Origin of the sequence: Brachybacterium sp. AOP25-B2-12, assembly GCF_052378625.1 — a bacterium.
Classification (GTDB): Bacteria; Actinomycetota; Actinomycetes; order Actinomycetales; family Dermabacteraceae; genus Brachybacterium.
In genome coordinates, this window is sequence record NZ_JBQSXW010000003.1 from 171,006 (window position 1) to 194,456 (window position 23,451).

The window sequence follows — 23,451 nt, forward strand, 5'->3', positions numbered from 1 at the left end:
TGCGAGGGCCGGGCGCCGAGGGCGACGCCTCGCGCGTCGCAGGATCCACGAGGCCGGTGCGGACGATGCACCGGCCTCGTCCGTCGGCCCGTCGGCCTACCGTGGGGACCATGAGCACCGTCCCCCGCGCCCGCCACCGTCAGCTCTCGCTGGACGACCTCGGGACGCCGCTCGCAGAGGCCGACCTGGTGGTGGTCGACCTCGAGACGACAGGGACCAGCGCCTCCTCGGACGCCATCACCGAGATCGGCGCGGTGCACGTGCGCGGCGGCGAGGTGATCGGCGAGTTCCAGACGTTCGTCGACCCGCGACGTCCGATCCCGGCGTACATCGCCGCGCTCACCGGCATCTCCGACACCACGGTCCGCGGCGCACCCGCGATCGACACCGTGCTGCCGATGTTCCTCGATTTCGCCCGCGGTGCGGCCCTCGTCGCGCACAACGCGCGCTTCGACCTGTCCTTCCTCACCGCGAGCGCCGCCCGCATCGACCTGGAATGGCCCTCCCCCACGGTGCTGGACACGCTGCGTCTGGCACGGCTGGCGTTCGGCCGCGACGAGGTGCGCGACCACCGCCTGGGCACGCTGGCCGCGCACGTCTCGGCGACCACGACCCCCGACCACCGGGCGCTCTCGGACGCCCGCGCGACCGTGGACGTCCTCCACGCGATCATCGAGCGGCTCTCGGCCCGCGGGGTCAGCACGCTCGAGGACCTCGCCTCGGCCCACCGCAAGGTGTCCGCGGTGCAGATGCGCCAGAAGCACCTCGCGGATTCCGTGCCGTCCGGTCCGGGCGTCTACCAGTTCGTCGACGAGCACCGGGCGGTGCTCTACGTCGGGACCAGCCGCGACCTCCGCACCCGCGTGCGCACCTACTTCACGGCCGCCGAGACCCGACGCAAGGTGCTCGACATGCTGCCCCGGGCCCGCGAGATCCGCACCATCACCTGCGCCACGGCCACCGAGGCCGCGGTCCGCGAGCTGCGGGTGATCGCCGCCGAGCAGCCCCCCGCCAATCGGCACGGCCTGCGCCCGGAGAAGGCGACATGGCTGCGCCTCGGCGCCGGCCGTGAGGGTCTGCGCGGGGCACGTCTGGCGCGCGGTGAGGACGACGGGTCCGCGCAGATCGGTCCCCTGCGCTCCCGGCACGACGTCGAGGCGCTGCGGGGCCTGCTGCACGACGCCGTGATGGGGCGCGCGACGACATTCGAGGGGACCGATCGTGCACGGCCCGACGCGGCGCACCACGAGCGCCTCCGGCGCGCCATGATCGAGGATCCCACCGAGGTCCTCGACCATGTCGTCGGGCGTCTGCGCACCCTGGCGGGGCTGGGGCGGTACGAGGACGCCGAGGCGCTGCGGGGACGGGTCCAGACCTACCTCGACGCCGCCCGTCGTGCCGGTCGCCTGCGCGCCCTCGCGCGGGTCGGGATCCTGGTCGCGGCGCGACCCGCGCCGGCGCCCGCCCCGATGCGTCCCGGGTGGGAGCTGCTCGCCGTCCGCGGGGGACGCTTCGCCGGGGCGTCCGTCGTGGCCGCCGGCGCGGATCCGGTCGCGGTGGCCCGGGCGCTGGCGGCGACCAGCACCGGGGAGGCCGAGCTCGTGACGCCGCTGTGCCAGGGCTACCACCAGGAGGCGGAGATCCTGCACGGGTGGCTCGCGGGCCAGGACGTCAGGATCGTCCTGTCCGACGGGAGCTGGGCGCAGCCGGCCCGCGCACGGTTCGACACCGAGGCCCTCCAGCGCCGCTACCGCGCGGCGGCGAGCTGATCGCACCCCCGCACCCGTCGACGAGCTCCCGGAAGTCTCGCGAGGGCGCATCCGGGCACGCCGGGGGCGCGACGACCGCCCCCGACGGACGCAGCACGGCGCCCGACGGCTCTAGGCTTGCGACAGCACCGTCCCCCCCCCCCCAGCGACAAGGACTCCCCATGATCACCGCGATCGTCTCGATCATCGTCCGCAGCGACAGCATCCCGGAGGTCGCCCGCGCCGTCGCCGGTCTCGACGGGGTGCAGACCGTCTACTCGGTGACCGGGGACGTCGACCTCGTCGCGATCGTCACGGTGCGCCGCCACGACGAGCTGGCCCGCGTCATCGCCGATGCCATCGGCAAGGTCGACGGCGTCCTGGACACGTCCACGAACATCGCCTTCGAGACGTACTCGGCCCAGGACCTCGGCGAGGGGTTCAGCCTCGGCGAGCCGGAGGACTGAAGCCCTCGCGTGACGGGCGCAGGGCGACCGGACCGCTCAGGACCGCCGGGAGGCCTCGGCCCAGCGCGCGAGCAGGAGGGCCGGCTCCCCGGCATCGAGCACCTCGGCGGCCTCGGCGTGCGCGGCGCGGAACCGGTCCTCGAAGGGCACCCGGCGGGCGTCGACGGATCCCCCTGCGGCATCGGCGGTCATGATCCCGGCAGCCGTGTTCAGGAGCACGGCGTCGCGCACGGGCCCCTCGGCGCCGGCGTAGAGCTCGCGCGCGACCCGGGCGTTGTCCTCCGCGCTGCCCCCGCGCAGGGCCTCGACGGGGCTGCGCGGGACACCGAGGAGCGCGAGCGGATCGAGCACCCGGGACGTGACCGTGCCGCCCATGACCTCCCAGACGTCCGAGGGAGCGCCCACGGTCAGCTCGTCCAGCCCGTCCTGCCCGCGGAACACGAGGGCCGAGGTGCCGCGCCGTGCGAACACCTCGGCGACCACGGGGGCCATCGCGGGGTCCGCCACCCCCACCGCCGAGGCGGCAGGCCTGCCGGGGTTCGTGATCGGGCCCAGCACGTTGAACACGGTCGGGATGCCGAGTCCCTTGCGCGCGTCGACCGCATGACGCATCGAGGGATGGAAGACCTGCGCGAAGCAGAAGGTGATCCCCACCTCGTGGGCCAGCTCCTCGACGCGGGAGGCCGGCAGGTCCAGGCGCACCCCCAGCACCTCGAGCACGTCCGCCGAGCCCGACCGGGACGTCGATGCCCGGTTGCCGTGCTTGACGACGGGACGCCCGGAGGCCGCGATGACGATCGAGGACATGGTCGAGATGTTGACGGTGTGCGCGAGATCGCCGCCCGTGCCCACGATGTCGACAGCACCCGCGGGCGCCGTCAGCGGCACGGCGTGCTCGACCATGGCATCGGCCAGCGCCGTCAGCTCCTCGCCCACGACACCCTTGGCGGCGAGGGCCACGAGGAACGCGGCGAGCTGGACCGGGGTCGCCTGACCGTCCATCACCTCGTGCATCGCCCAGGCCGCCTGCCCGGCGGAGAGGTCCTCGCCGCGCACGAGCTGTGAGGTGAGCAGGGGCCAGGTGGAGGTGGCTTCCGTCATGTCGGCATCATCGCATCCACGGGCCCCGGAGGTCGGGTCGGGATCGTCCCGCGAGACGTGTCCGGGGGCGCGTCCGGGATCCGCGACCCCCGGGGAGCCGATATGCTGACCTGGCCCCTAGGGTTCGCCCCGCGCGTCCCGCCCACGAGCTCCGCATCTCTGCCGGCCCGGCACCGCGGAACCCGCGCTCCGAACCTGTGTGGCGAGCCCCTCACGTGGCACCGGGTGTCGTGTCCTGGTCCCACACGTTCTGACGACACGACATAATGAGCCTGTGACTACTGCGACCCTCCCTCCTCGTGCATCGCATGCAGTCGGTGTGAACCGCCCCAACGCGACGCAGATCGGCACCATCGTCTGGCTCTCGAGCGAGCTGATGTTCTTCGCCGGGCTCTTCGCGATGTACTTCACGCTGCACTCGATGGTCCCCGAGCAGTTCTACGAGGGCCACAGCCACTTCAAGCTCGGGTTCGCCCTGACCAACACGGTCATCCTGGTGCTGAGCTCCTTCACCTGCCAGTTCGGCGTGTTCGCCGCCGAGCAGCGCCGCAAGACCCGGACCGGCTCGATCTTCAACCTCGCCGGCTGGGGCATGGTCGAGTGGTACACGCTGACCTTCATCATGGGCGCGGTCTTCGTCTCGGGTCAGGCCCTGGAGTACACCGAGCTCGTCCATGCCGGCGTCACGCTGTCCTCCTCGCCCTTCGGCTCGGTGTTCTTCATCGCCACCGGCTTCCACGGGATGCACGTGCTCGGCGGTCTGATCGCCTTCCTGTTCGTCCTGGCCCGCGCTTTCGCGGCCGACGACTTCGGGCACCACGAGGAGGTCAGCGCGATCTGCATCTCCTACTACTGGCACTTCGTGGACGTGGTGTGGATCGGGCTGTTCTTCGTGGTCTACCTGATGGACCCGATCTTCACCTCCGCCGTCCCGTTCAACTGGTCGTTCTTCTGATCGGCGCTCCCGCCCCGACATCCCCGCCGATCCCTTCCCTGCACTCCCCCACCGAATCGAGGTCCGACCCGTGAAGGCTCTCAGCCAGCACCGTCACCACCCGATGGCGTATCTCGTGATCCTCCTGCTCGCGCTCGTCGCGACGGGCGGCATCTACACCGCCTTCCAGCCGCGCGCCGCCGAGGCCGAGGGCTCCTCCCAGGAGGAGATCGCCGCCGGACAGCAGCTCTTCGTCGCCAACTGCGCGACCTGCCACGGCACGGGCGGTCAGGGTCGCACCGACGCCGACGGCAACACGATCGGCCCCTCGCTGGTGGGCGTCGGCGCCGCCGCCGTGGACTTCCAGGTCGGCACGGGCCGCATGCCCATGCAGGCTGGCGGACCCCAGGCCCAGGCCAAGCCGTCGCAGTTCGACGAGAAGCAGACCGAGCAGCTGGCCGCGTACGTGGCCTCTCTCGGCCCCGGCCCGTCGATCCCCACCGACGAGGCGGTCGATGCCAGCAAGGGCGACCCGGTCGTCGGCGGCGAGATCTTCCGGATCAACTGCGCCATGTGCCACAACGCCGCGGGCGCCGGCGGCGCGCTGACCCACGGCAAGTACGCCCCGCCCCTGACCGGCGTGGATCCCCGCCACATCTACGAGGCGATGGAGACGGGCCCCCAGAACATGCCCGTCTTCAACGACGCCAACATCTCCGCCGAGGAGAAGCGCGACGTGATCGCCTACCTCGACGCCATCGAGAAGAACGGCTCCCCCGGCGGCCTCTCGCTCGGGTCCCTGGGTCCCGTCACCGAGGGCGTGTACGTCTGGACGATCGGTCTCGCGCTGCTCGTCGGCTGTGCCGTCTGGCTGGGGGCGAAGGCCAAGTGAGCACGGACAAGGACATGACGACGCAGGGTTCGAAGGCCGGCACGGCCACCATCTCCGCGCGGGAGTCGGGAACGCTGTTCCCCAATCCCGGGCTCCCCCCGCACGAGTACCGCCAGGCGGACCTCGACCCCAAGGCCGAGAAGCGCGCCGAGCGCGTGGTCGCCGGGATGTTCGTGATCTCCATCCTGGGCACCGTCCTGTTCGTCGCGTCGTACTTCCTGTTCTCGCCGCTGAACACCAACCTGCTCGCCGAGCCCGGCACGATGCAGGCGGTCCGCTGGAACAACCTCTTCACGGGCCTCGGGCTCGCGATCTCGGTGTTCTTCATCGGTGCGGCCGCGGTCCACTGGGCCAAGACCCTCATGCCCGACCACGAGATGGTCGAGGAGCGTCACGAGCTCGGCGGGAACGAGGCCACGCAGAAGGCGGCCGTCAAGATCCTGGGCGACGGCATCCAGGAGTCCGGGATCGCCCGTCGGCCCCTGATCGTCACGGCCATGGTCGGGGCGTTCGCGGTGCTGCCGATCGCGGTCCTCGCGCCCCTGTCGACGATGGGTCCGCTGCCGGGCAACAAGCTCCATCACACGTTCTGGAAGGCCGGGCTCCGCCTGACCCGCGACCACGACGGCACGCCGATCAAGGCCGCCGACGTGGCGATGAACTCGATCTTCCACATCATGCCCGACGGCCTGACCCACGAGACCGAGGACTACCTCGAGGAGCGGGCCAAGGCCGCGGCCGTCATCGTCCGCATCGATCCGGCGATCGGCCAGGACCCCGAGAGCCTCGCGCACGGCTACGACGGGATCCTCGCGTTCTCGAAGATCTGCACGCACGTGGGCTGCCCGGTGGCGCTCTACGAGCAGCAGACCCACCACATGCTGTGCCCGTGCCACCAGTCGACCTTCGACGTCACCGATGGCGCCAAGGTGATCTTCGGCCCCGCGCACCGCCCGCTCCCCCAGCTCCCGATCGAGGTGGACGCCGAGGGCTACCTCGTCGCCACGGGCGATTTCCCATCCCCGATCGGCCCCAGCTTCTGGGACCTCCACAAGGAGAAGTGATCCTTCGTGACGACCACACAGACCCCTCCTCGCGAGACGGAGCGCGCCGCTCCCGGCCGCGCCGTGCGCCTGGGCGCCGTGGGCGGCCGCTGGATCGATGACCGCGTCGGCGGCGCTGGCCTCGTCAAGTTCTTCGCGCGCAAGATCTTCCCGGACCACTGGTCCTTCATGTTCGGCGAGGTCGCGCTCTACAGCTTCGTGATCCTGCTGATCTCGGGCACCTTCCTCACGATGTTCTTCGTCCCCTCGATGGACGAGGTCATCTACGACGGCGTGTACGAGCCCCTCCAGGGCCTGCACGTCTCCAAGGCCTTCGAGTCGACGCTGCACATCTCCTTCGAGGTGCGCGGCGGATTGCTGTTCCGCCAGATCCACCACTGGTCGGCGCTCGTGTTCATGGTCGCGATCTTCGTGCACATGTTCCGCGTCTTCTTCACCGGGGCGTTCCGCAAGCCCCGCGAGATCAACTGGCTCGTCGGCTTCAGCCTCATGGTTCTGGGCCTGGTCGCCGGCTTCTCCGGCTACTCCCTCCCCGACGACGTCCTCTCGGGCAACGGCCTGCGGATCGTCGAGGGCCTCATGCTGGCCATGCCGCTCGTGGGACCGTTCCTCTCGTTCTGGCTGTTCGGCGGCGAGTTCCCGGGGCACGACATCATCCCGCGCCTGTTCACGATCCACATCCTGCTGGTGCCGGCGGCGATCCTCGGGCTCATCGCCCTGCACCTCGCGATGCTCGTGGCCCACAAGCACACCCAGTACCCCGGCCCCGGCCGCACCGACAAGAACGTCGTCGGCTTCCCGCTGTTCCCGGTGTACACCGCCAAGGCCGGTGGCTTCTTCTTCCTGGTCTTCGGCATCATCGCGCTGATCTCGGCGACGACCGCGATCAACCCGGTGTGGATCTACGGACCCTACGATCCCTCCCCCGTCTCCGCGGGATCCCAGCCCGACTGGTACATGCTCTTCACCGATGGCGGCCTGCGACTCATCCCCGGATGGGAGTTCACGATCTTCGGGTACGTGATCTCGCTGAACATGCTCATCCCGATGGGCTTCTACGCGGTGTTCCTCGCCTTCTTGGCGCTGTACCCGTTCCTCGAGGCATGGGTCACCGGCGACAATCGCGAGCACCACGTCCTGGACCTGCCCTACAACGTGCCGGTCCGCACCGGCCTCGGCGTCGCCTGGATCTCGATCTACTTCATCCTGTGCCTGGGTGCCACCAACGACCTCCTGGCCGTGGCTCTGAAGCTGTCGATCAACGACCTCACGTGGCTGTACCGGATCTCGATCTTCGTGGTCCCGGTGCTGGTCTTCTACATCACCAAGCGGCTGTGCCTGTCGATCCAGCGCCACAAGCGCGGTCTGGCGCTGCACGGCGTGGAGACCTCCAAGGTCGTCCGCATGGACAACGGCGAGATGCTCGAGATCCACGAGCCCCTCGACGACTACGAGCGCTGGGTGCTCGTGGATGTCGACCAGTTCCGTCCCCTCAAGGCCGGCAAGGGCGTCTCGGGGCTCCGCGCCCGCGCCACGTCGTTCTTCTTCAAGGACTACGTCGAGCCCGTCACGCCCGAGGAGCTGCACCACGCCCTCGAGCACGGGCGGCACGAGACCCACAAGATCGACCGCGTCATCGAGTCCTCGGGCGACCACCAGTCCAACTGACACCGCCTCGACATCACGACCGGGAGGGCCCGGGAGCTTCTGCTCCCGGGCCCTCCCGCGTCGGTGCCGATCACGGGCATCGACCCCGCATCGCGCTCCTCCCGCACCGCGATGCGGTGGTGGACGAACGAGGTGCGGATGCCGAGCACGTGCCGGTGAGGACGCGTGGGGGGGGGCACCGGGCTCCCCGTTCCCGTGAGGGCGCGGACAGGGCCGGCCGCACGTGCCTGCGCCGCGGCTCGAGCCATCCGTCCCCGTGTCCGCATGCCGCATCCCCACCGCGGCGACGGCGCACGGGGCCCCGCTCGCCGACGTGCTCGTGCCTCATCCCGGGACGCAGCCGTCCCGCGGCGCCGTCCCGGGCGTTGAACCGCCCCCGCGACGCCGCGATCGCGCCGCTGAGAGCGGTGTCTCCGCTCAGATGCCCGCTGCCTCGGATCGAGGGCGCGGAACGCAGACGCCTCCAGCACGACGCGCGTGCGCCGGCGATGCCTCTGTGCGGCACGCTGACCGGATGCTCCCGTGCGTTCCACGGTGCGGAGGTCTCCTGCGCGCTGCCGCACCCGGGAGCTCATCGCATCGGACGGTCGCTCCGTGCCCATCGGATCGTGGTCGCCCACCCTGCCGGAGAACGTGCCCGCTCCTGGAGACGGAGGCCGGCCGCCCGCGCCCCTGGCCGCGCCCGTGCCGCGCGACCGTGCCCGCCTCGGCAGGGTGACCCGCACGGATCCCCGCGCATCGCCGGGCGCGGTCGGAACCCCATGGGCACCCGCGGGACAGGCGGAGATGCACGAGCCCGGCCCTCCCGTCATGGGAGGGCCGGGCTCGGTGGTGGGATCCGTGCTGCGGGCGCCCGGATGCCGTCAGGACCTCAGTGGGCGTGCTGCCCGCGGGAGAACTCCATGACCCACCCGGTGATGCCGTAGATCGCGACGACGACGCCCAGCGCGGAGATCCAGAATCCGGCTGCCACGCCCAGGAACACCAGCGCACAGGCGATGGCCGTGTAAAGGGGCCACCAGCTGTAGGGGGCGAAGCTGCCCTGGATGCCGGCGTCGGCCGACACGGGGGCGTTCTCGTCGTCCTCGGGACGATCCTTGTGGCTGCGGGCGTTGAGCGCGGTGACCGCGGCGATCATGAGCGCCATGCCGCCGCCCATGAGGATCGCGGCGAAGCCGACCGGCTCGATGCCCATCGGGGCGTACATCGCACCGAGGATGCCGTAGACGACACCGACGATCACGAAGAAGAGGAACAGGATCCCGAAGATCCGCGATGTGCTGCGCATGTCAGTTGGTGCTCCTGTTCTTCACGGGTTCCTCGTGGAGGATGTGGTCGACCGCGGCGACCTCCGGATGGTGCAGGTCGAACGCGGGGCGCTCGGAGCGGATCCGGGGAAGCTCGGTGAAGTTGTGACGCGGGGGCGGGCACGAGGTGGCCCACTCGAGCGACGCACCGTAGCCCCAGGGGTCGTCGACCGTGATCCGCGGGCTGCGCAGGTGGCTGAGGACGACGTTGAGGAAGAACGGCAGCGTCGAGGCGCCCAGGATGAAGGCGCCCACGGTGGAGATCTGGTTCATCCACTCGAAGCCGTCCTCGGCCAGGTAGTTGACGTAGCGGCGCGGTGCACCCATGACGCCCAACCAGTGCTGGATGAGGAACGTCGTGTGGAAGCCGATCATCAGCAGCCAGAAGTGGACGACACCGATCTTCTCGCTGAGCTTGTACCCGAACATCTTGGGCCACCAGAAGTAGAAGCCCGCGAACATCTCGAACGCGACGGTGCCGAAGATGACGTAGTGGAAGTGCGCCACCACGAAGTACGTGTCCGAGAGATGGAAGTCCAGGACGGGGCTGGACAGGATGACGCCGGTCAGGCCGCCGAAGAGGAACGTCGTCATGAACCCGAGCGTGAAGAGCATCGGGGTCTCGAACGTCACCGATCCGCGGAAGATCGTGCCCACCCAGTTGAAGAACTTCACGCCGGTCGGCACGGCGATCAGCATCGTCATGAAGCTGAAGAAGTCGAGCATGACCGCGCCGGTCGTGTACATGTGGTGGGCCCAGACCGTGGCCGAGAGGGCCGCGATCGCCGTGGTCGCGTAGACGAGCGTCTTGTAGCCGAAGATCGGCTTGCGGGAGAACACAGGCAGGATCTCCGAGGCGATCCCGAAGAACGGCAGCGCCAGGACGTACACCTCGGGATGCCCGAAGAACCAGAACAGGTGCTGCCAGAGGATCGGTCCGCCGTTGGCCGGATCGAAGATCAGCGCGTCGAACTTGCGATCCGCGCCCAGGGCGAACAGCGCCGAGGCCAGCGGCGGGAAGGCCATCAGCACGAGGATCGCGGTGATGAGGACGTTCCAGGTGAAGATCGGCATCCGGAACATCGTCATGCCGGGCATGCGCATGGTGATGATCGTGGTGATGAAGTTGACCGAGCCGAGAATCGTGCCGAAGCCCGACAAGGCGAGGCCGAACACCCAGAGATCACCTCCGAGACCTGGTGAGAACGTCGTGTCCGACAGGGGCGCGTAGGCGAACCAGCCGAACGACGCCGCACCCTGAGGGGTGAGGAAGCCCGCCACGGCGATCAGCGATCCGAACAGCGTGAGCCAGAAGGCGAACATGTTCAGGCGCGGGAAGGCCATGTCCACGGCGCCGATCTGCAGCGGCACCAGGAAGTTCGCGAACCCGTTGAACAGCGGCGTCCCGAACATCAGCAGCATGATCGTGCCGTGCATCGTGAAGAGCTGGTTGTACTGGTCCTTGGAGACGACGACCTGCAGGCCGGGCTCCCAGAGCTCTGCACGGATCATGAGCGCCAGGATCCCGCCGAAGCAGAAGAACCCGAAGGACATCGCCATGTACATGATGCCGATCAGCTTGTGATCGGTCGTGGTGAGCAGGTTGAAGAACATGCGGCCGAGCGAGGTCGGCCGGGTCGGCTCGAAGCGCGCCGTCCGCACGGGCGGGGCGACCGGGGTGTCCGTGGTCACTTCGAGTCCTCCTCGATCTTGTTCTGCTGGGCCGTGTCGGCCTTCTCCCGCATGCTCCAGTCCCTCTGCTCGCGGTTGAGATCCAGACCCAGCTGACCGGTGTTGCCCTGGTCCCGCAGATCCTGGATGTGCTGGTCGTACTCCGCCTGGGAGACGACCTTGACGTTGAAGAGCATGTCGGAGTGGTACTCGCCGCAGAGCTCCGCGCACTTGCCGGCGTAGGTCCCCTCCTTGGTCGGGGTCACCTGGAAGGAGTTGGTGTGCCCGGGGAACATGTCCTTCTTGTAGAGGAAGTCCACGACCCAGAACGAGTGGACGACGTCCCGGGAGTCGAGGGTGAACTTCACGGTGCTGTTCACCGGGAGGTACAGCGTGGGCAGCGACTCCGCCGCGCCCGGCTCACCGGTGTCGAAGGACTGCACGCCCGCGGGCTCGTGGACGTCCTCGTCCACGTAGTTGAAGTCCCAGCTCCACTGCTTGGCGACGACGTTGACCGTCACGTCGGGATCAGCGTCGATGTGCTCGATCTCCGCGACGTCCTGCTGCGTGAAGTAGAAGAGGGTCAGCACCATGACGACCGGCAGCAGCGTGGCGGCCAGCTCGAGGGGCACGTGGTAGCGCACCTGCACGGGGAAGCCCGTGTCGCCCTTGCGGCGGCGGTAGGCGATCGCGCACCAGATGATGAAGCCCCACACGATGAGGCCGATGATGATCAGGGTGATCCACGAGCCGTCCCACAGGCGCATGATCCGACCGGTCTGATTCGTGACCTCGTGGTCCGAGTCGCCGGGCAGGTAGCCGCGCTTCTGGGCGTCCGTGCACCCGGCGAGCACGAGTGTCACGAGCGCGAGGCCCGCGGCGATCCGCGGTGCGCGCGTGCGGCGGGGTGGGGCCTGGGGAGTCACGAGGAGACCTTCCGCTCTGACTCTCCTGCCGCGCCCGAGGAGGCCGGGCGACGAGGCGGGAGGTCGTGGGTGTTCAGGGGGCGAGGGGCAGGGTCCGCAGGCCCGGGCCGGACCGCGACGCCGTGGGCACGGGACGCGGGTGACGCAAAGGACCTGACGGCACGTCGTCATCATACGCGGTCCGCGGGACGACTCGGCGCGGGCCGCGCCCGGCGCGTCCGCCCGATCTGGTCGGGACGGAGCGCCGCGTGCGGCCCGCTGGCGGGTTCAGCTGAACGAGTCGCCGCAGGCGCAGGAGCTCTGCGCGTTGGGGTTGTCGATGGTGAAGCCCTGCTTCTCGATGGTGTCCGCGAAGTCGATCACGGCGCCGCTGAGGTACGGGGCGCTCATCTTGTCGACGACGACGTGGACGCCCTCGAACTCGACCGCGAGGTCGCCGTCGAGCTCGCGCTCGTCGAAGTAGAGCTGATAGATGAGGCCGGAGCAGCCGCCGGGCTGCACGGCGATGCGGAGGCGCAGGTCGTCCCGGCCCTCCTGGGCGAGCAGGGAGTCGACCTTGGCGGCCGCTCCGGGCGTGAGCGTCACGCCGTGCGCCGGCGTGGTCTCGGTGCGCTCGGTGGTCGTAGTGGTCATGGTGGGAACCTCCTGGCTGACGGGTACCACCAGCGTACGCCCTCGCCCTGACGGCCGGTGGGGTCCGAGCAGGCGCGTCGCCGGCCGCGGGCGCGTCGGCGGCCGGCGCGTGCTCGGTGCATGGTCAGGCGGACAGCACGGTCATCAGAGCGAGGAGCATCACGCCGCCGTAGCCCAGCACGACCCCCCCGGCGCCCGCGACCGCCACCTCGCGCTGGTCGGGTCGCAGGGCCGCGAGGAGCACCGCCCCGACGGCGACCACGAGGACGAGCACCCCCGCCCAGGGGCCCAGGAGGTATCCGCTCACGATCCCCACCACGAGCCCGCCCAGCAGCGCCGGGACCGTGAGCGTGGCGACCGGCACCGGCTCCGGGCGGGGTGCGGCCCCTCGTCCCGCGGACGGCGCGTCGCCCGCGGTGCCGCGCTCTGCCGGGGTGCGCGGCGCGGCGCTCGTCCCTGCGCGCCGGGACCCGCGCGCGCGGCGGGGACGCCCGGTCACGCCTCGTCCTCGAGCTCGGCGGCGTCGCGGAGCAGGAGCGCCTCGGCGAGGCACACCTTGGCGAACTCCCCGAGGTGCAGGGACTCGTCGATGCCGTGAGCGCGGGAGTCCGGGTCCTCGACCCCGGTGACCAGGACCTCGGCATGCGGGAACACCTCCAGCAGATCGGCGATGAACGGGATCGATCCGCCGAGACCCGTGTCCACCGCCTCGGTGCCCCACGAGCGGGCGAAGGCGCTGCGTGCGAGATGCATCGCGGGAGTCTCGTCACCGGCGAGGTAGGGACGGCCCTGCTCGCCCTCGGTGACCTCGACCTCGGCGCCGAACGGCGCGTGCTCCAGCAGGTGGGCCGTCAGGGCCTCCATCGCCGCCGCGGGCTCCTGGCCCGGGGCGATCCGCAGCGAGACCTTCGCCCGCGCGGCGGGCACCAGCGTGTTCGAGGCGTCCCGCACGGGGGTCGCGTCGATCCCGAGCACGGACAGCGCCGGACGTGTCCACAGGCGCGCGGTGAGGGGGCCGGTCCCTGCCAGCCGCACCCCGTCCAGGACCCCGGCGTCACGCCGGTAGTCGGCCTCGGGCATGTCCACGGCGGGGTCCTCCGCGTGCACGAGACCCTGGACGGCGACGGAGCCGACCTCGTCGTGGAGCGTGGCGATCAGCCGCGAGAGCAGCGTCAGGGCATCCAGGGCGGGCCCCCCGAACAGGCCCGAGTGCACGGCGTGGCGCAGGGAGCGGACGGTCACGGTGAGGTCCACGAGCCCGCGCAGGCTCGTCGTGAGGGCGGGCGTGCCCACCGCCCAGTTCGCGGAATCGGCGACCACGATCACGTCGGCGCGCAGATCCTCCGAGAACGCCTCGATGAAGGGCCGGAAGGTGGGCGATCCCGCCTCCTCCTCACCCTCGACGAACACGGTGACGCCGATCCCGCGCTCGGCGAGCTCCTCCCCGACCAGGCGCAGAGCGGTGACGTGCGCCATGACGCCCGCCTTGTCGTCCGCGCTCCCCCGCCCGTAGAGCCGCTCGCCCCGGCGCTCCGGCTCGAACGGATCGCTGCTCCACGCGGCAGGGTCCCCCGTGGGCTGGACGTCGTGGTGGGCGTACAGCAGCACGGTGGGCAGGCCGTCGCGCGCCGGTCGCCGGGCGATGACGGCGGGGGCGCCGTCGGCCACCCGTTCGATCCGGACGTCCGGCAGCCCGGTGCCGCGCAACAGCTCGGCCACGGCCTCGGCGCTGCGCTCCAGCGGGGCGCGGTCGTAGCCCGCGAAGGCGAGGGAGGGGATGCGGACCAGGGACTCGAGGTCCTCGATCGCGGACGGCAGCAGCTCGTCGAGGCGTGCCCGGAGGACCTCGACCTCCGCGGCGTCGGTGGGGTGGGAGGCAGGGGCGGGGGTGATGTCGGCCATCGCTCCAACCTACCGCCGTCCCTGAGGGGCGTTCACGGCGGTGCACCGCCTAGACTGCCGGGGTGAGTTTCCTGAAGAGATCCCGACCCGACGCCGAGACCTCCTCCGCCGCGGAGGAGTCCGTCACGGCGCGCCCGGGGTCCAAGGGGCGCCCCACCCGGACCCGCCGCGAGGCCGAGGCCGCGCGCCGCCGCCCGCTGGTCCCCCAGGACCGCAAGGACGCCAAGCGCCGCGACCGCGACGCGGCCAAGATCGAGCGCAACAAGGCGCAGGTCGCCCTCGTCACCGGCGACGAGGCCAACATGCCCTATCAGCACAGGGGACCGCAGCGCCGGTACGTGCGCGACCTCGTGGATACCCGGCACAACGTCGCCGAGTACTTCTTCCCGCTGGCCCTGATCATCATGGTCGTGGCCCTCGTGCTCCCCCTCGTGGTGCCGTCCGCGGCGACCGTCATGAGCACGCTCATGCTCGCCGTCCTCTGGGGCGGGATCCTCGTCTGCGTGGTCGACGCGCTGATCCTGCGCAAGCGGCTGCGGTCGCGTCTGACCGAGCGCTTCGGCGAGGTCGGTCAGGGCCTCGTGACCTACGGCCTCATGCGCGCCGTGCAGATCCGCCGCTGGCGGCTGCCCAAGGCGCAGATCCGTCACGGGGAGTCCCCCCGCAGCTGAGCGGCTCGCATGGCCCCCGGATCCTCCGGGACCCACGACGCACCGCCGGCACGACGAACGGGCCCGATCCTCCGCGGAGGATCGGGCCCGTTCGTCGTCGCAGGAGGCTCAGGCGTCCTCGGCGGGAACCACGGGAGCCTCGGAGTCCTCGACCGGTCGCTTCTCCTTCACGACGGGCTTCGCATCGACGCCGGCCTCCTTGCGCTGCTGGGCCGTGATCGGCGCGGGCGCCTGCGTCAGCGGGTCGAAGCCGCCGCCGGACTTCGGGAACGCGATGACGTCGCGGATCGACGAGGTCTTCGCGAGCAGGGCCACGATCCGGTCCCAGCCGAAGGCGATCCCGCCGTGGGGCGGGGCGCCGAAGGCGAAGGCGTCCAGGAGGAAGCCGAACTTCTCGCGCGCCTGCGCCTCGTCGATGCCCATCACGCGGAACACGCGCTCCTGGACGTCCTGGCGATGGATGCGGATCGAGCCGCCGCCGATCTCGTTGCCGTTGCACACGATGTCGTACGCGTAGGCCAGCGCCGATCCCGGATCGGAGTCGAAGGTGTCCATGAACTCGGGCTTGGGCGAGGTGAACGCGTGGTGCACGGCGGTCCAGGCGCCCGAGCCGACGGCCACGTCGCCCGCGGCCACGGCATCACCGGCGGGCTCGAACAGCGGGGCGTCGACCACCCACACGAACGCCCAGGCGTCCGCGTCGATGAGGCCCAGGCGCTCGGCGATCTCGTTGCGGGCCGCACCCAGGATCGCCCGGGAGGTCTTGGCCTCGCCCGCGGCGAAGAAGATGCAGTCGCCGGGAGAGGCCCCGGTGGCGGCCGCCAGGCCCGCCTTCTCCTCCTCGGAGATGTTCTTGGAGACGGGACCCGTGAGGGAGCCGTCCTCCTGGACCAGCACGTAAGCCAGCCCGCGCGCTCCGCGCTGCTTGGCCCATTCCTGCCAGCCGTCGAGGGTGCGGCGCGGCTGCGAGGCCCCGCCCTGCATGACCACGGCGCCGACGTACGGCGACTGGAACACGCGGAACGGCGTGTTCGCGAAGTACTCCGTCATCTCGGTGATCTCGAGGTCGAAGCGGAGGTCCGGCTTGTCCGAGCCGTAGCGTCGCATCGACTCCGCGTAGGTGATCCGCGGGATCGGCAGCGGGAGCTCCTCGCCCGCGGCGGCCCACACGGCCTTCAGCACGCGCTCGGCGAGCTCGATGATGTCCTCCTGGTCCACGAAGCTCATCTCGACGTCGAGCTGGGTGAACTCCGGCTGGCGGTCGGCGCGGAAGTCCTCGTCGCGGTAGCAGCGGGCGAGCTGGAAGTACCGCTCCATGCCCGCGACCATGAGCAGCTGCTTGAACAGCTGCGGCGACTGCGGCAGCGCGTACCAGGAGCCGGGAGCCAGGCGCGCGGGCACGAGGAAGTCGCGGGCGCCCTCCGGCGTGGAGCGCGTCAGGGTGGGCGTCTCGATCTCGACGAACCCGTCGTCCAGCAGCACGTCGCGGGCGGCGCGGTTGACGGTCGAGCGCAGGCGCAGCGCCGCGGCGGGGCCCTCACGGCGCAGGTCGAGGTAGCGGTAGCGCAGGCGCGCCTCCTCGCCGACCTCGGTGTGGCTGTCGAGCTGGAAGGGCAGCGGCGCCGAGGTGTTGAGCACCTCGACGTCGGTCGCGGTGACCTCCACCTCGCCGGTCGGCAGCTGGGGGTTCTCGTTACCCTCGGGCCGACGATCGACGGTGCCCGTCACCCGGAGCACGTACTCGTTGCGCAGGTGCAGCGCCTCGTCCTCGCGGACGACCACCTGGGCGACGCCGCTCGCGTCGCGCAGATCCAGGAACGTCACGCCGCCGTGGTCGCGGCGGCGGGCGATCCAGCCGGTGAGGATGACGGTCTGGCCGATGTGCTCCGGGCGGAGCGCGCCGGCGTCGATGGTGCGCAGCACTGTGGGTCCTTCGCGGGTCGGGGATCCCGGCGCCGAACGGCGGTCGGGTGGCCCGTCGATCCTAACGCGGCGTGAGCGACGTCGCCCGCCCTGCCCCTGGGGTCCGACGCCCCGTCGACCTAGAATGGAAGCACGTCTTGACCTGCGCGCGAGTGGGTCCGCCCCGAACCCTCCGCATCCCCGAACAGAGGAACGCATGTCCGAACACGCCCTTGGCACGTCCACCCCCGAGCCGGACCACCACGCGTCCGATCGCCACGACGCCGATCAGCACCAGACCGGGGGCTCGGATTCCGCACAGGGCCAGGCCCCGGCCGAGGCGACCCCGACCTTCGCCGACCTCGACCTCCCCGCGGTCCTCCAGCGCGCCGTCGCCGGGCTCGGCTTCACCACCCCCTCCCCCATCCAGGAGCAGGCGATCCCCGCCCTCCTGGCCGGGCGCGACGTGATCGGCGTGGCCCAGACCGGGACCGGCAAGACCGCCGCCTTCGGCCTGCCGCTGCTGGCCGCCGTGGACGTCGAGGACCGGGCGACCCAGGCCATCGTCCTGGCCCCGACCCGCGAGCTCGCGATGCAGGTGGCCGACGCGATCGCCTCCTTCGCCCACGACGTCCCCGGCCTCGTCGTCACCCCCGTCTACGGCGGCTCCCCCTACGGCCCCCAGGAGCGCGCGCTCTCGCGCGGCAGCCAGGTCGTCGTCGGCACCCCCGGCCGCGTCATCGACCACCTCAAGCGCGGGAACCTGCGCCTCGAGCACGTGCGCACCCTCGTCCTGGACGAGGCCGACGAGATGCTCCGCATGGGGTTCGCCGAGGACGTGGACCAGATCCTGTCCTACACCCCGGCCCAGAAGCAGATCGCGCTGTTCTCGGCGACCATGCCGCCGGCGATCAAGAAGGTCGCCGCCGACCACATGACGGACCCCGTCAGCGTCTCGGTCGCCCGGCAGTCCTCGACCGTGACCTCGGTGCGCCAGCGCTTCGCGGTGGTCCCCTTCCGTCACAAGACCGGGGCGCTGGCCCGGGTCCTGGCGACCTCCGACGCCGACGCCGCGATCGTCTTCGTGCGCACCCGGTCCGCCGCCGAGGAGGTCGGGGTCGAGCTCGTGGCCCGCGGCGTCGTCGCCGCGACGATCTCCGGTGACGTGGCCCAGAAGGAGCGCGAGCGGATCGTCGAGCGCCTTCGCGACGGCTCCCTCGACGTGCTCGTGGCGACCGATGTCGCGGCCCGCGGCCTGGACGTGGACCGCATCGGCCTCGTCGTGAACTTCGACGTGCCCGGGGAGCCCGAGGCCTACGTGCACCGCATCGGGCGCACGGGTCGCGCCGGCCGCACGGGCGAGGCGCTGACCTTCGTCGCCCCGCACGAGCGCCGCAAGCTCCGCGCGATCGAGAAGACGACGCGGCAGAGCCTCGAGGAGATCCAGGTCCCCTCCCCCGCCGACGTCTCGCGCCACCGCATGCGCGGGCTGCTCGAGAGCGTCCCCGCGCGCGCCGAGAAGGGCCGCCTGGGCATCTACACCGAGCTCGTGGGCGAGTTCCTCGCCACCCACGACATCGATCCCGCGCAGCTGGCGGCGGTGCTCGGCTCGATGGCCGTCGGCGACGACGGACCCGGAGCCCGGTCCGAGGACGAGGAGTTCACCGGCGCCTCGCTCAAGGGCTCGGACCGTTCCGAGCGGGACGGGGGCGGCGACGACCGTCGCGGCGGCGGTGCGTCCCGCCCGTCCTCCAAGGGCTACACGACCTACCGCATCAACGTGGGACACAGCCAGGGCGCCAAGCCGCCGTCGATCGTGGGCACCATCACGGGCGAGGGCGGTCTGACGGGCAAGGACATCGGCAAGATCGACATCCTCGGCTCGTTCTCCCTCGTCGAGCTGCGCACCGAGCTCACCCCTGAGCAGGAGTCGCGCATCGGCCGCGCGAAGATCTCCGGCCGTGCGCTGCACATCAGCAAGGACCAGGGCCCGCGCGGCGGGAGCCGTCAGACGGCGCGCCACGGCAGCCGCGAGTGGGACGAGCGTCGCGGAGGCGGACGCTCCGACCGCGACGAGCGCTCCTCGCGCCCGCGCCGTGAGGGCGGGTTCCGCGATCGGGACCGCGACCGCGGCGGACGCGGTCGTCACTGACCTCGCCCGTCCCGGGACGACATGGGAACGGGCCCCGCACCAGCTGGTGCGGGGCCCGTTCCCGTGCGGGTGGAAGGGTGTCAGGCCTTCTGCTCGGCCTTGGCCTTCTCGTAGGCGGCGCGGACCTCGTCCATGTCGAGCTTCTCGACCTGGCCGATGAGATCGCTCAGGTCGCTCTCGCGCAGGGCGCCGGGCTGGGAGAAGACGGGCACGCCGTCGCGGTAGGCGACGATCGTGGGGATCGAGGTGACGCCGTACTGCGTGGCCAGCTGCTGCTGGTCCTCGGTGTCGACCTTGGCGAAGGTGATCTCCGGGTGCGCCTCGGAGGCCTTCTCGAAGATCGGGGCGAAGCGCTGGCACGGGACGCACCAGCCCGCCCAGAAGTCGATGAAGACGATGCCGTCCTTGACGGTCTCGTCGTGGTTGGCGGTCGTGAGAGTCGTGGTGGACATGCCCGGCTCAACGCCCGAAGGAGCCGTCGCATTCCCGGGGTCGTGACGGTGTGACGTGGTTCATGGAGGCCCTCGGCCCCCTCGGGCGCCGGTCGGTCGCGCTCGCGGCGCGGTCGCGGGACCCCCGCCCCCTGCGCGCGGGGACCCCGCCCTCAGGCGCCCTCGCCGGTGGGCACCACGCGCGGGTGGAGGTCCTCGGCGGGTGCCTCCCAGCGGTCGGCGTCCGCCCCGACCTGCCGGCCCGAGCGCAGGTCGCGCACCTCGTCCCCGTCGGCCCCGGGGAACCACACGAAGGGGATGCCGCGGCGGTCGGCGTGCTTGAGCTGCTTGCCGAACTTCGCCGCCGTCGGGGCGATCTCGGTGGGGATCCCGCGGGCACGCAGCCGGGAGGCCACCTGCTCGCTGCGGGCGCGCTCGTCCTCCGAGGAGACCGAGACCAGCACGCAGGTCGGGACGCCGCGCGTGGCGTGCGCGATGTCCGCCGACAGGATCCGCGAGACCAGGCGCGAGAGCCCGATCGACAGGCCCACCCCCGGGTAGGTGTGGCGGTTGTCGGCGGCCAGACGGTCGTAGCGGCCCCCGGAGCACACGGAGCCGAGCGCCGCATGTCCCTCGACGAACGTCTCGAAGACGGTGCCGGTGTAGTAGTCGAGACCGCGCGCGATCGAGAGGTCGGCGACACAGACGCCGGGCACCTCGGCGTTGACGCGGCGCACCACCTCCGAGAGCTCCGCGATCCCCTGCTCGACCTCCTCGCCGGTGCCGCCGAGCGCGCGCACACGATCGCCGAAGGTGCCGTCGTCCGTGACGATCCCCGCGAACCCCAGGCACGCCTGCGCCTGCTCCTCGGTGGCACCGGACTGCTCGCGCAGCAGCGTGGCGACCGCCTCGGGGCCGATCTTGGCCAGCTTGTCGATCGAGCGCAGCACGCCCTGGGTGTCCTCGAGCCCGATCGCGCGGAAGAACCCCTCGGACAGGCGACGGTTGTTGGCGTGGATGGTGAACCCGGGGATCGGCAGCGCCGCCAGGATCTCGGCCATGACGAGGGCGACCTCGGCCTCGATGTGCGCGGGCAGCACGTCCTGGCCGATCACGTCGAGGTCGGCCTGGTAGAACTCGCGGAACCGTCCGTCCTGGGGGCGCTCCCCGCGCCAGACCTTCTGGATCTGGTAGCGCCGGAACGGGAAGGCGAGGTCGTTCTGGTGCTCGAGCACGTAGCGCGCCAGAGGCACCGTGAGGTCGAAGTGCAGTCCCAGCTGGCGGTCCGGGTCGACGTGATCGGTCTCGCCGTCCTCGGCGTGCAGGCGCCGCAGCACGTAGACCTCCTTGTCGATCTCGCCCTTGCGCAGGAGCTGGCTCATCGGCTCGACGGCGCGCGTCTGGATGCCGGAGAACCCGTGCAGCTCGGCCACGCGGCGGAACGTGTCGATGACGTGCTGCTCGACGATCCTCCCGGCGGGCAGCCATTCGGGGAATCCGGACAGGACGGACGTCTTCGCCATCGCGGCGATCTCCTTGTCTCGCAGTGCGTGCGCTGGGTGATGGGGCCTGTCCATTATCCAGGTCCGCCCTCGGGTGCGCGGCGTCGGCACCGCGTGCCTCGTGCGAGCGGGTGTCCCTGTAGAGTTTTGCGGTGGCTGCCCGTGCCACCTCCCATGACGCCGCGTCCGCGGCAGTGCCCCGCCCCGCAGCGGGAACGACCGAAGGAGCTCTCCGTGAGCGAGTCCACGACCCCCTCCCCCAGCCCGGCCCCGCGTCCCACGCCGCCGCGACCCGGTGCGCCCCGTCCGGCGGCCCCCTCGCCCGCCGCTCTGGCCGGTCGTGCCACGCACGCCCCGCTCGTCCCGGTCGTCGCCCCGGACGCGGAGCACGACGAGGCCGAGGTCGCCGCCGCCCTGGCCTATGGCTCGGTCGACGAGGAGCGCACCATCGCCGTGCAGGACGGGACGCAGAAGCGGCCCCTGGGCACCGCGGACGAGGGCACCTCCGAGGAGGACGCCCTGCGTCCCTTCGCCCACGCCTACCTCGATCTGGTGTCGTTCCTGGACCTCTCCGAGCGCAAGCTCGCGGTCCCGGGCCTCAGCCAGGCCGAGCTCAACCGCATCCTCGAGCAGTTGCGCAAGCGCCTCAAGGACCCGCAGGTCGTCGGCGACGTCCCGGCCCTGCGCGCCCGCGCCGCGGAGCTGCGCGAGAAGGCCAAGGGCTTCATCCAGGAGATCGAGACCGAGCGCACCGCCGCCCGCGAGGCGGCGCTGGCCCGCCGCACCGAGTTCGTCGAATCGATCGAGGCGCTCGTGGCGACCGATCCCTCGCGGATCTCGTGGCGCAGCGCCGGCGAGACGATGCGCCAGATGGTGCCGACCTGGAAGCAGCTGCAGTCCGAGGACAAGAACCTCGACCGCGCCACCGAGGACGCCCTGTGGAAGCGGCTCTCCGCGGCCCGCGGCGCCTTCGACCGGGTCCGCAAGCAGTTCTTCTCGGGTCTGGACGAGCAGCATGCCGAGGCCGAGAAGGTCAAGGAGGCCCTCATCGTGCGCGCCGAGGCGCTGCGGGAGTCGACCGACTGGGGCCCGACCGTGCGCTCCTACCGTGAGCTGATGGACGAGTGGCGCGCCGCGCCGCGCGGGAACCGCCGCAAGGACGATGCCCAATGGGCACGCTTCAAGGCGGCCCAGGACACGTTCTTCACCGCCCGCAACGCCGACCTCGAGGCCTCCGACGCCGAGCAGCGGGAGAACCTGACCGTCAAGGAGGCCCTGCTCACCGAGGCCGAGGCGCTCGTCCCCGTCGAGGACGTCGAGCGCGCGGCCGCGGCCCTGCGCCGGGTCCAGGACCGCTGGGAGAGCGCGGGCAAGGTGCCGCGCGCGGACATCCGGCGCGTCGAGGACCGCCTCCACGCGGTCGAGCGGGCCGTCAAGCAGGCCGAGGACGCCGAGTGGCGCCGCACCGATCCCCGCACCCGGGAGCGCGTCCAGGGCGCGTCCTCGCAGCTGCACGCGGCGATCGCTGAGTACGAGGACGCCCTGGCCGCCGCCCGCGACAGCGGGGATCCCCGTCGCATCGACGAGGCCGAGAAGGCGCTGGCCGCCCGCCAGGAGTGGCTCGCCGTCATCGAGCGCTCCGCGCGCGACCTGGGCTGAGCCGAGCACGCACCCCCGACGACCCCGCCCCCGGAACCTCGGGGGCGGGGTCGTCCACATCTCGGGCCGCGGCATTGCTCCGGGCCCTCGCGATGGGCGAACCTCGGGCATGACTCTCGTCCGTGCGCCCCTCGTCTCCGCTCCGCGGGCGCTCCCGGCGCCCGCGGCACCGGAGCACCCGTGCAGGGTCTGGTCCGCGCACGCCGAGGATCTCGCCCTCGCGCTCGCGGCGGAGATCGCCGCGTGGCCGGAGAGCCCCGTGCAACGGCTCCTGGCGGCTCGCGGGCACCTGGTCCTGCTGCGCGAGGGCAGCTACGTCCCGGCGTCGGCCCTCGCCTCGATGGCGGCCCGTGCCGTGGTCATCGGCTGCGCCCTGGGGACGGCCCTGCGGGGGTCGTTCGTGATCGCCGGGCCGAGCGCCGCGTGGGTGCTCGCCGGGGGCCCGTGCCCGTCCCCCATCGCGCTGCTGAGCACCGCGCGTCCCGTCGTGCTGGCCGGGGTCGTCATGCGCCAGGCGCCGCTGCCCGCCCGAGACGTCGAGAGCATCGGCGGCTGTCCGCTGACCGTCCCCGAGCGGTCCGCGACGGACGCCCTGCGCTTCGAAGCGCTCCCGGAATGTGCGCTGAGCACGGTGCGGTCGCTGCGCGACGCCGGACTCCTGGACGACGAGGAGGTCGAGCGCCGATTGCGTCGCCTCGACGGGCACCCGCACGCGCGCCGGGCCCGGGAGCGGTGGTCCGTGATCCTCCGGGACGACGGCGCGTCGGACGAGCATGCCGGACGATCTCGTGCCGCCGGTCCGTGACCGAAGCCCGAGCCCC

The 23,451-nt window shown here is 71.5% G+C and carries 20 protein-coding genes; 10 read left to right on the forward strand and 10 right to left on the reverse strand.

Annotated features, from left to right (window positions below):
- The first annotated feature begins 110 nt into the window (after positions 1-110).
- Both ACT3TZ_RS03605 and ACT3TZ_RS03610 read left to right on the forward strand, forming a co-directional pair.
- Positions 111-1,769 (forward strand): DEDD exonuclease domain-containing protein, encoded by a 1,659-nt coding sequence (locus ACT3TZ_RS03605; protein ID WP_444582027.1) that lies wholly within the window; start codon positions 111-113, stop codon positions 1,767-1,769.
- 161 nt (positions 1,770-1,930) lie between these two features.
- On the forward strand, positions 1,931-2,215 hold the full coding sequence (locus tag ACT3TZ_RS03610) for an Lrp/AsnC family transcriptional regulator (RefSeq protein WP_444582028.1): 285 nt from the start codon (positions 1,931-1,933) through the stop codon (positions 2,213-2,215).
- A gap of 36 nt (positions 2,216-2,251) precedes the next feature.
- On the opposite strand, the gene trpD is transcribed toward ACT3TZ_RS03610, so the two are convergent.
- Positions 2,252-3,316, reverse strand: a complete 1,065-nt coding sequence (gene trpD / locus ACT3TZ_RS03615; protein ID WP_444582029.1) for an anthranilate phosphoribosyltransferase — start codon at positions 3,314-3,316, stop codon at positions 2,252-2,254.
- 274 nt (positions 3,317-3,590) lie between these two features.
- On the opposite strand from trpD, the gene ctaE reads away from it, so the two are divergent.
- The 4 genes from ctaE to qcrB all read left to right on the forward strand — a co-directional run bounded on the left by ctaE (position 3,591) and on the right by qcrB (position 7,874).
- A complete protein-coding gene (gene ctaE / locus ACT3TZ_RS03620; protein ID WP_444582030.1) occupies positions 3,591-4,271 on the forward strand; it encodes an aa3-type cytochrome oxidase subunit III in 681 nt (226 codons plus the stop codon).
- 70 nt (positions 4,272-4,341) lie between these two features.
- Positions 4,342-5,142: a cytochrome bc1 complex diheme cytochrome c subunit gene (gene qcrC / locus ACT3TZ_RS03625; RefSeq protein ID WP_444582031.1), complete on the forward strand. Its 801-nt coding sequence runs from the start codon at positions 4,342-4,344 to the stop codon at positions 5,140-5,142.
- 14 nt (positions 5,143-5,156) lie between these two features.
- On the forward strand, positions 5,157-6,206 hold the full coding sequence (gene qcrA, locus ACT3TZ_RS03630) for a cytochrome bc1 complex Rieske iron-sulfur subunit (protein ID WP_444582032.1): 1,050 nt from the start codon (positions 5,157-5,159) through the stop codon (positions 6,204-6,206).
- Positions 6,207-6,212: 6 nt separating this feature from the next.
- Positions 6,213-7,874 (forward strand): cytochrome bc1 complex cytochrome b subunit, encoded by a 1,662-nt coding sequence (qcrB, locus tag ACT3TZ_RS03635; RefSeq protein ID WP_444582033.1) that lies wholly within the window; start codon positions 6,213-6,215, stop codon positions 7,872-7,874.
- Positions 7,875-8,745: 871 nt separating this feature from the next.
- Here qcrB and ACT3TZ_RS03640 read toward each other — a convergent pair.
- The 6 genes from ACT3TZ_RS03640 to ACT3TZ_RS03665 form a co-directional block, all read right to left on the reverse strand.
- A complete protein-coding gene (locus tag ACT3TZ_RS03640) occupies positions 8,746-9,162 on the reverse strand; it encodes a cytochrome c oxidase subunit 4 (RefSeq protein WP_444582034.1) in 417 nt (138 codons plus the stop codon).
- A gap of 1 nt (position 9,163) precedes the next feature.
- Positions 9,164-10,795: an aa3-type cytochrome oxidase subunit I gene (ctaD, locus tag ACT3TZ_RS03645; RefSeq protein WP_444582088.1), complete on the reverse strand. Its 1,632-nt coding sequence runs from the start codon at positions 10,793-10,795 to the stop codon at positions 9,164-9,166.
- Positions 10,796-10,869: 74 nt separating this feature from the next.
- Entirely contained in the window at positions 10,870-11,778 is a 909-nt protein-coding gene (ctaC, locus tag ACT3TZ_RS03650) for an aa3-type cytochrome oxidase subunit II (RefSeq protein ID WP_444582035.1), read from the reverse strand.
- Between the two features lie 267 nt (positions 11,779-12,045).
- Positions 12,046-12,411 (reverse strand): iron-sulfur cluster insertion protein ErpA, encoded by a 366-nt coding sequence (gene erpA / locus ACT3TZ_RS03655; protein WP_444582036.1) that lies wholly within the window; start codon positions 12,409-12,411, stop codon positions 12,046-12,048.
- Positions 12,412-12,535: 124 nt separating this feature from the next.
- Complete coding sequence (locus tag ACT3TZ_RS03660) at positions 12,536-12,910, reverse strand: hypothetical protein (RefSeq protein ID WP_444582037.1); 375 nt, start codon at positions 12,908-12,910, stop codon at positions 12,536-12,538.
- Positions 12,907-14,313 carry a dipeptidase gene (locus ACT3TZ_RS03665; RefSeq protein ID WP_444582038.1) on the reverse strand — a complete coding sequence of 469 codons (1,407 nt, stop codon included), beginning with the start codon at positions 14,311-14,313 and terminating at the stop codon, positions 12,907-12,909. The genes ACT3TZ_RS03660 and ACT3TZ_RS03665 overlap by 4 nt, the downstream gene beginning before the upstream one ends.
- 62 nt (positions 14,314-14,375) lie before the next feature.
- On the opposite strand from ACT3TZ_RS03665, the gene ACT3TZ_RS03670 reads away from it, so the two are divergent.
- Positions 14,376-14,984 carry a DUF3043 domain-containing protein gene (locus tag ACT3TZ_RS03670; protein WP_444582039.1) on the forward strand — a complete coding sequence of 203 codons (609 nt, stop codon included), beginning with the start codon at positions 14,376-14,378 and terminating at the stop codon, positions 14,982-14,984.
- A gap of 108 nt (positions 14,985-15,092) precedes the next feature.
- Here the strand turns inward: ACT3TZ_RS03670 and aspS are convergent, their stop codons facing one another.
- Entirely contained in the window at positions 15,093-16,907 is a 1,815-nt protein-coding gene (gene aspS / locus ACT3TZ_RS03675) for an aspartate--tRNA ligase (RefSeq protein ID WP_444582040.1), read from the reverse strand.
- A 196-nt stretch (positions 16,908-17,103) separates the two neighbouring features.
- Between aspS and ACT3TZ_RS03680 the strand changes: the two genes are divergently transcribed.
- A complete protein-coding gene (locus ACT3TZ_RS03680) occupies positions 17,104-19,038 on the forward strand; it encodes a DEAD/DEAH box helicase (RefSeq protein ID WP_444582041.1) in 1,935 nt (644 codons plus the stop codon).
- An 80-nt stretch (positions 19,039-19,118) separates the two neighbouring features.
- Here the strand turns inward: ACT3TZ_RS03680 and trxA are convergent, their stop codons facing one another.
- Together trxA and hisS are read right to left on the reverse strand one after the other, a co-directional pair.
- Entirely contained in the window at positions 19,119-19,490 is a 372-nt protein-coding gene (gene trxA / locus ACT3TZ_RS03685; RefSeq protein WP_444582042.1) for a thioredoxin, read from the reverse strand.
- Between the two features lie 152 nt (positions 19,491-19,642).
- Positions 19,643-20,992 (reverse strand): histidine--tRNA ligase, encoded by a 1,350-nt coding sequence (gene hisS / locus ACT3TZ_RS03690; RefSeq protein WP_444582043.1) that lies wholly within the window; start codon positions 20,990-20,992, stop codon positions 19,643-19,645.
- Positions 20,993-21,205: 213 nt separating this feature from the next.
- Between hisS and ACT3TZ_RS03695 the strand changes: the two genes are divergently transcribed.
- Together ACT3TZ_RS03695 and ACT3TZ_RS03700 are read left to right on the forward strand one after the other, a co-directional pair.
- On the forward strand, positions 21,206-22,630 hold the full coding sequence (locus ACT3TZ_RS03695; protein WP_444582044.1) for a DUF349 domain-containing protein: 1,425 nt from the start codon (positions 21,206-21,208) through the stop codon (positions 22,628-22,630).
- Between the two features lie 109 nt (positions 22,631-22,739).
- Entirely contained in the window at positions 22,740-23,435 is a 696-nt protein-coding gene (locus ACT3TZ_RS03700) for an SHOCT domain-containing protein (protein WP_444582045.1), read from the forward strand.
- Positions 23,436-23,451 lie beyond the last annotated feature (16 nt).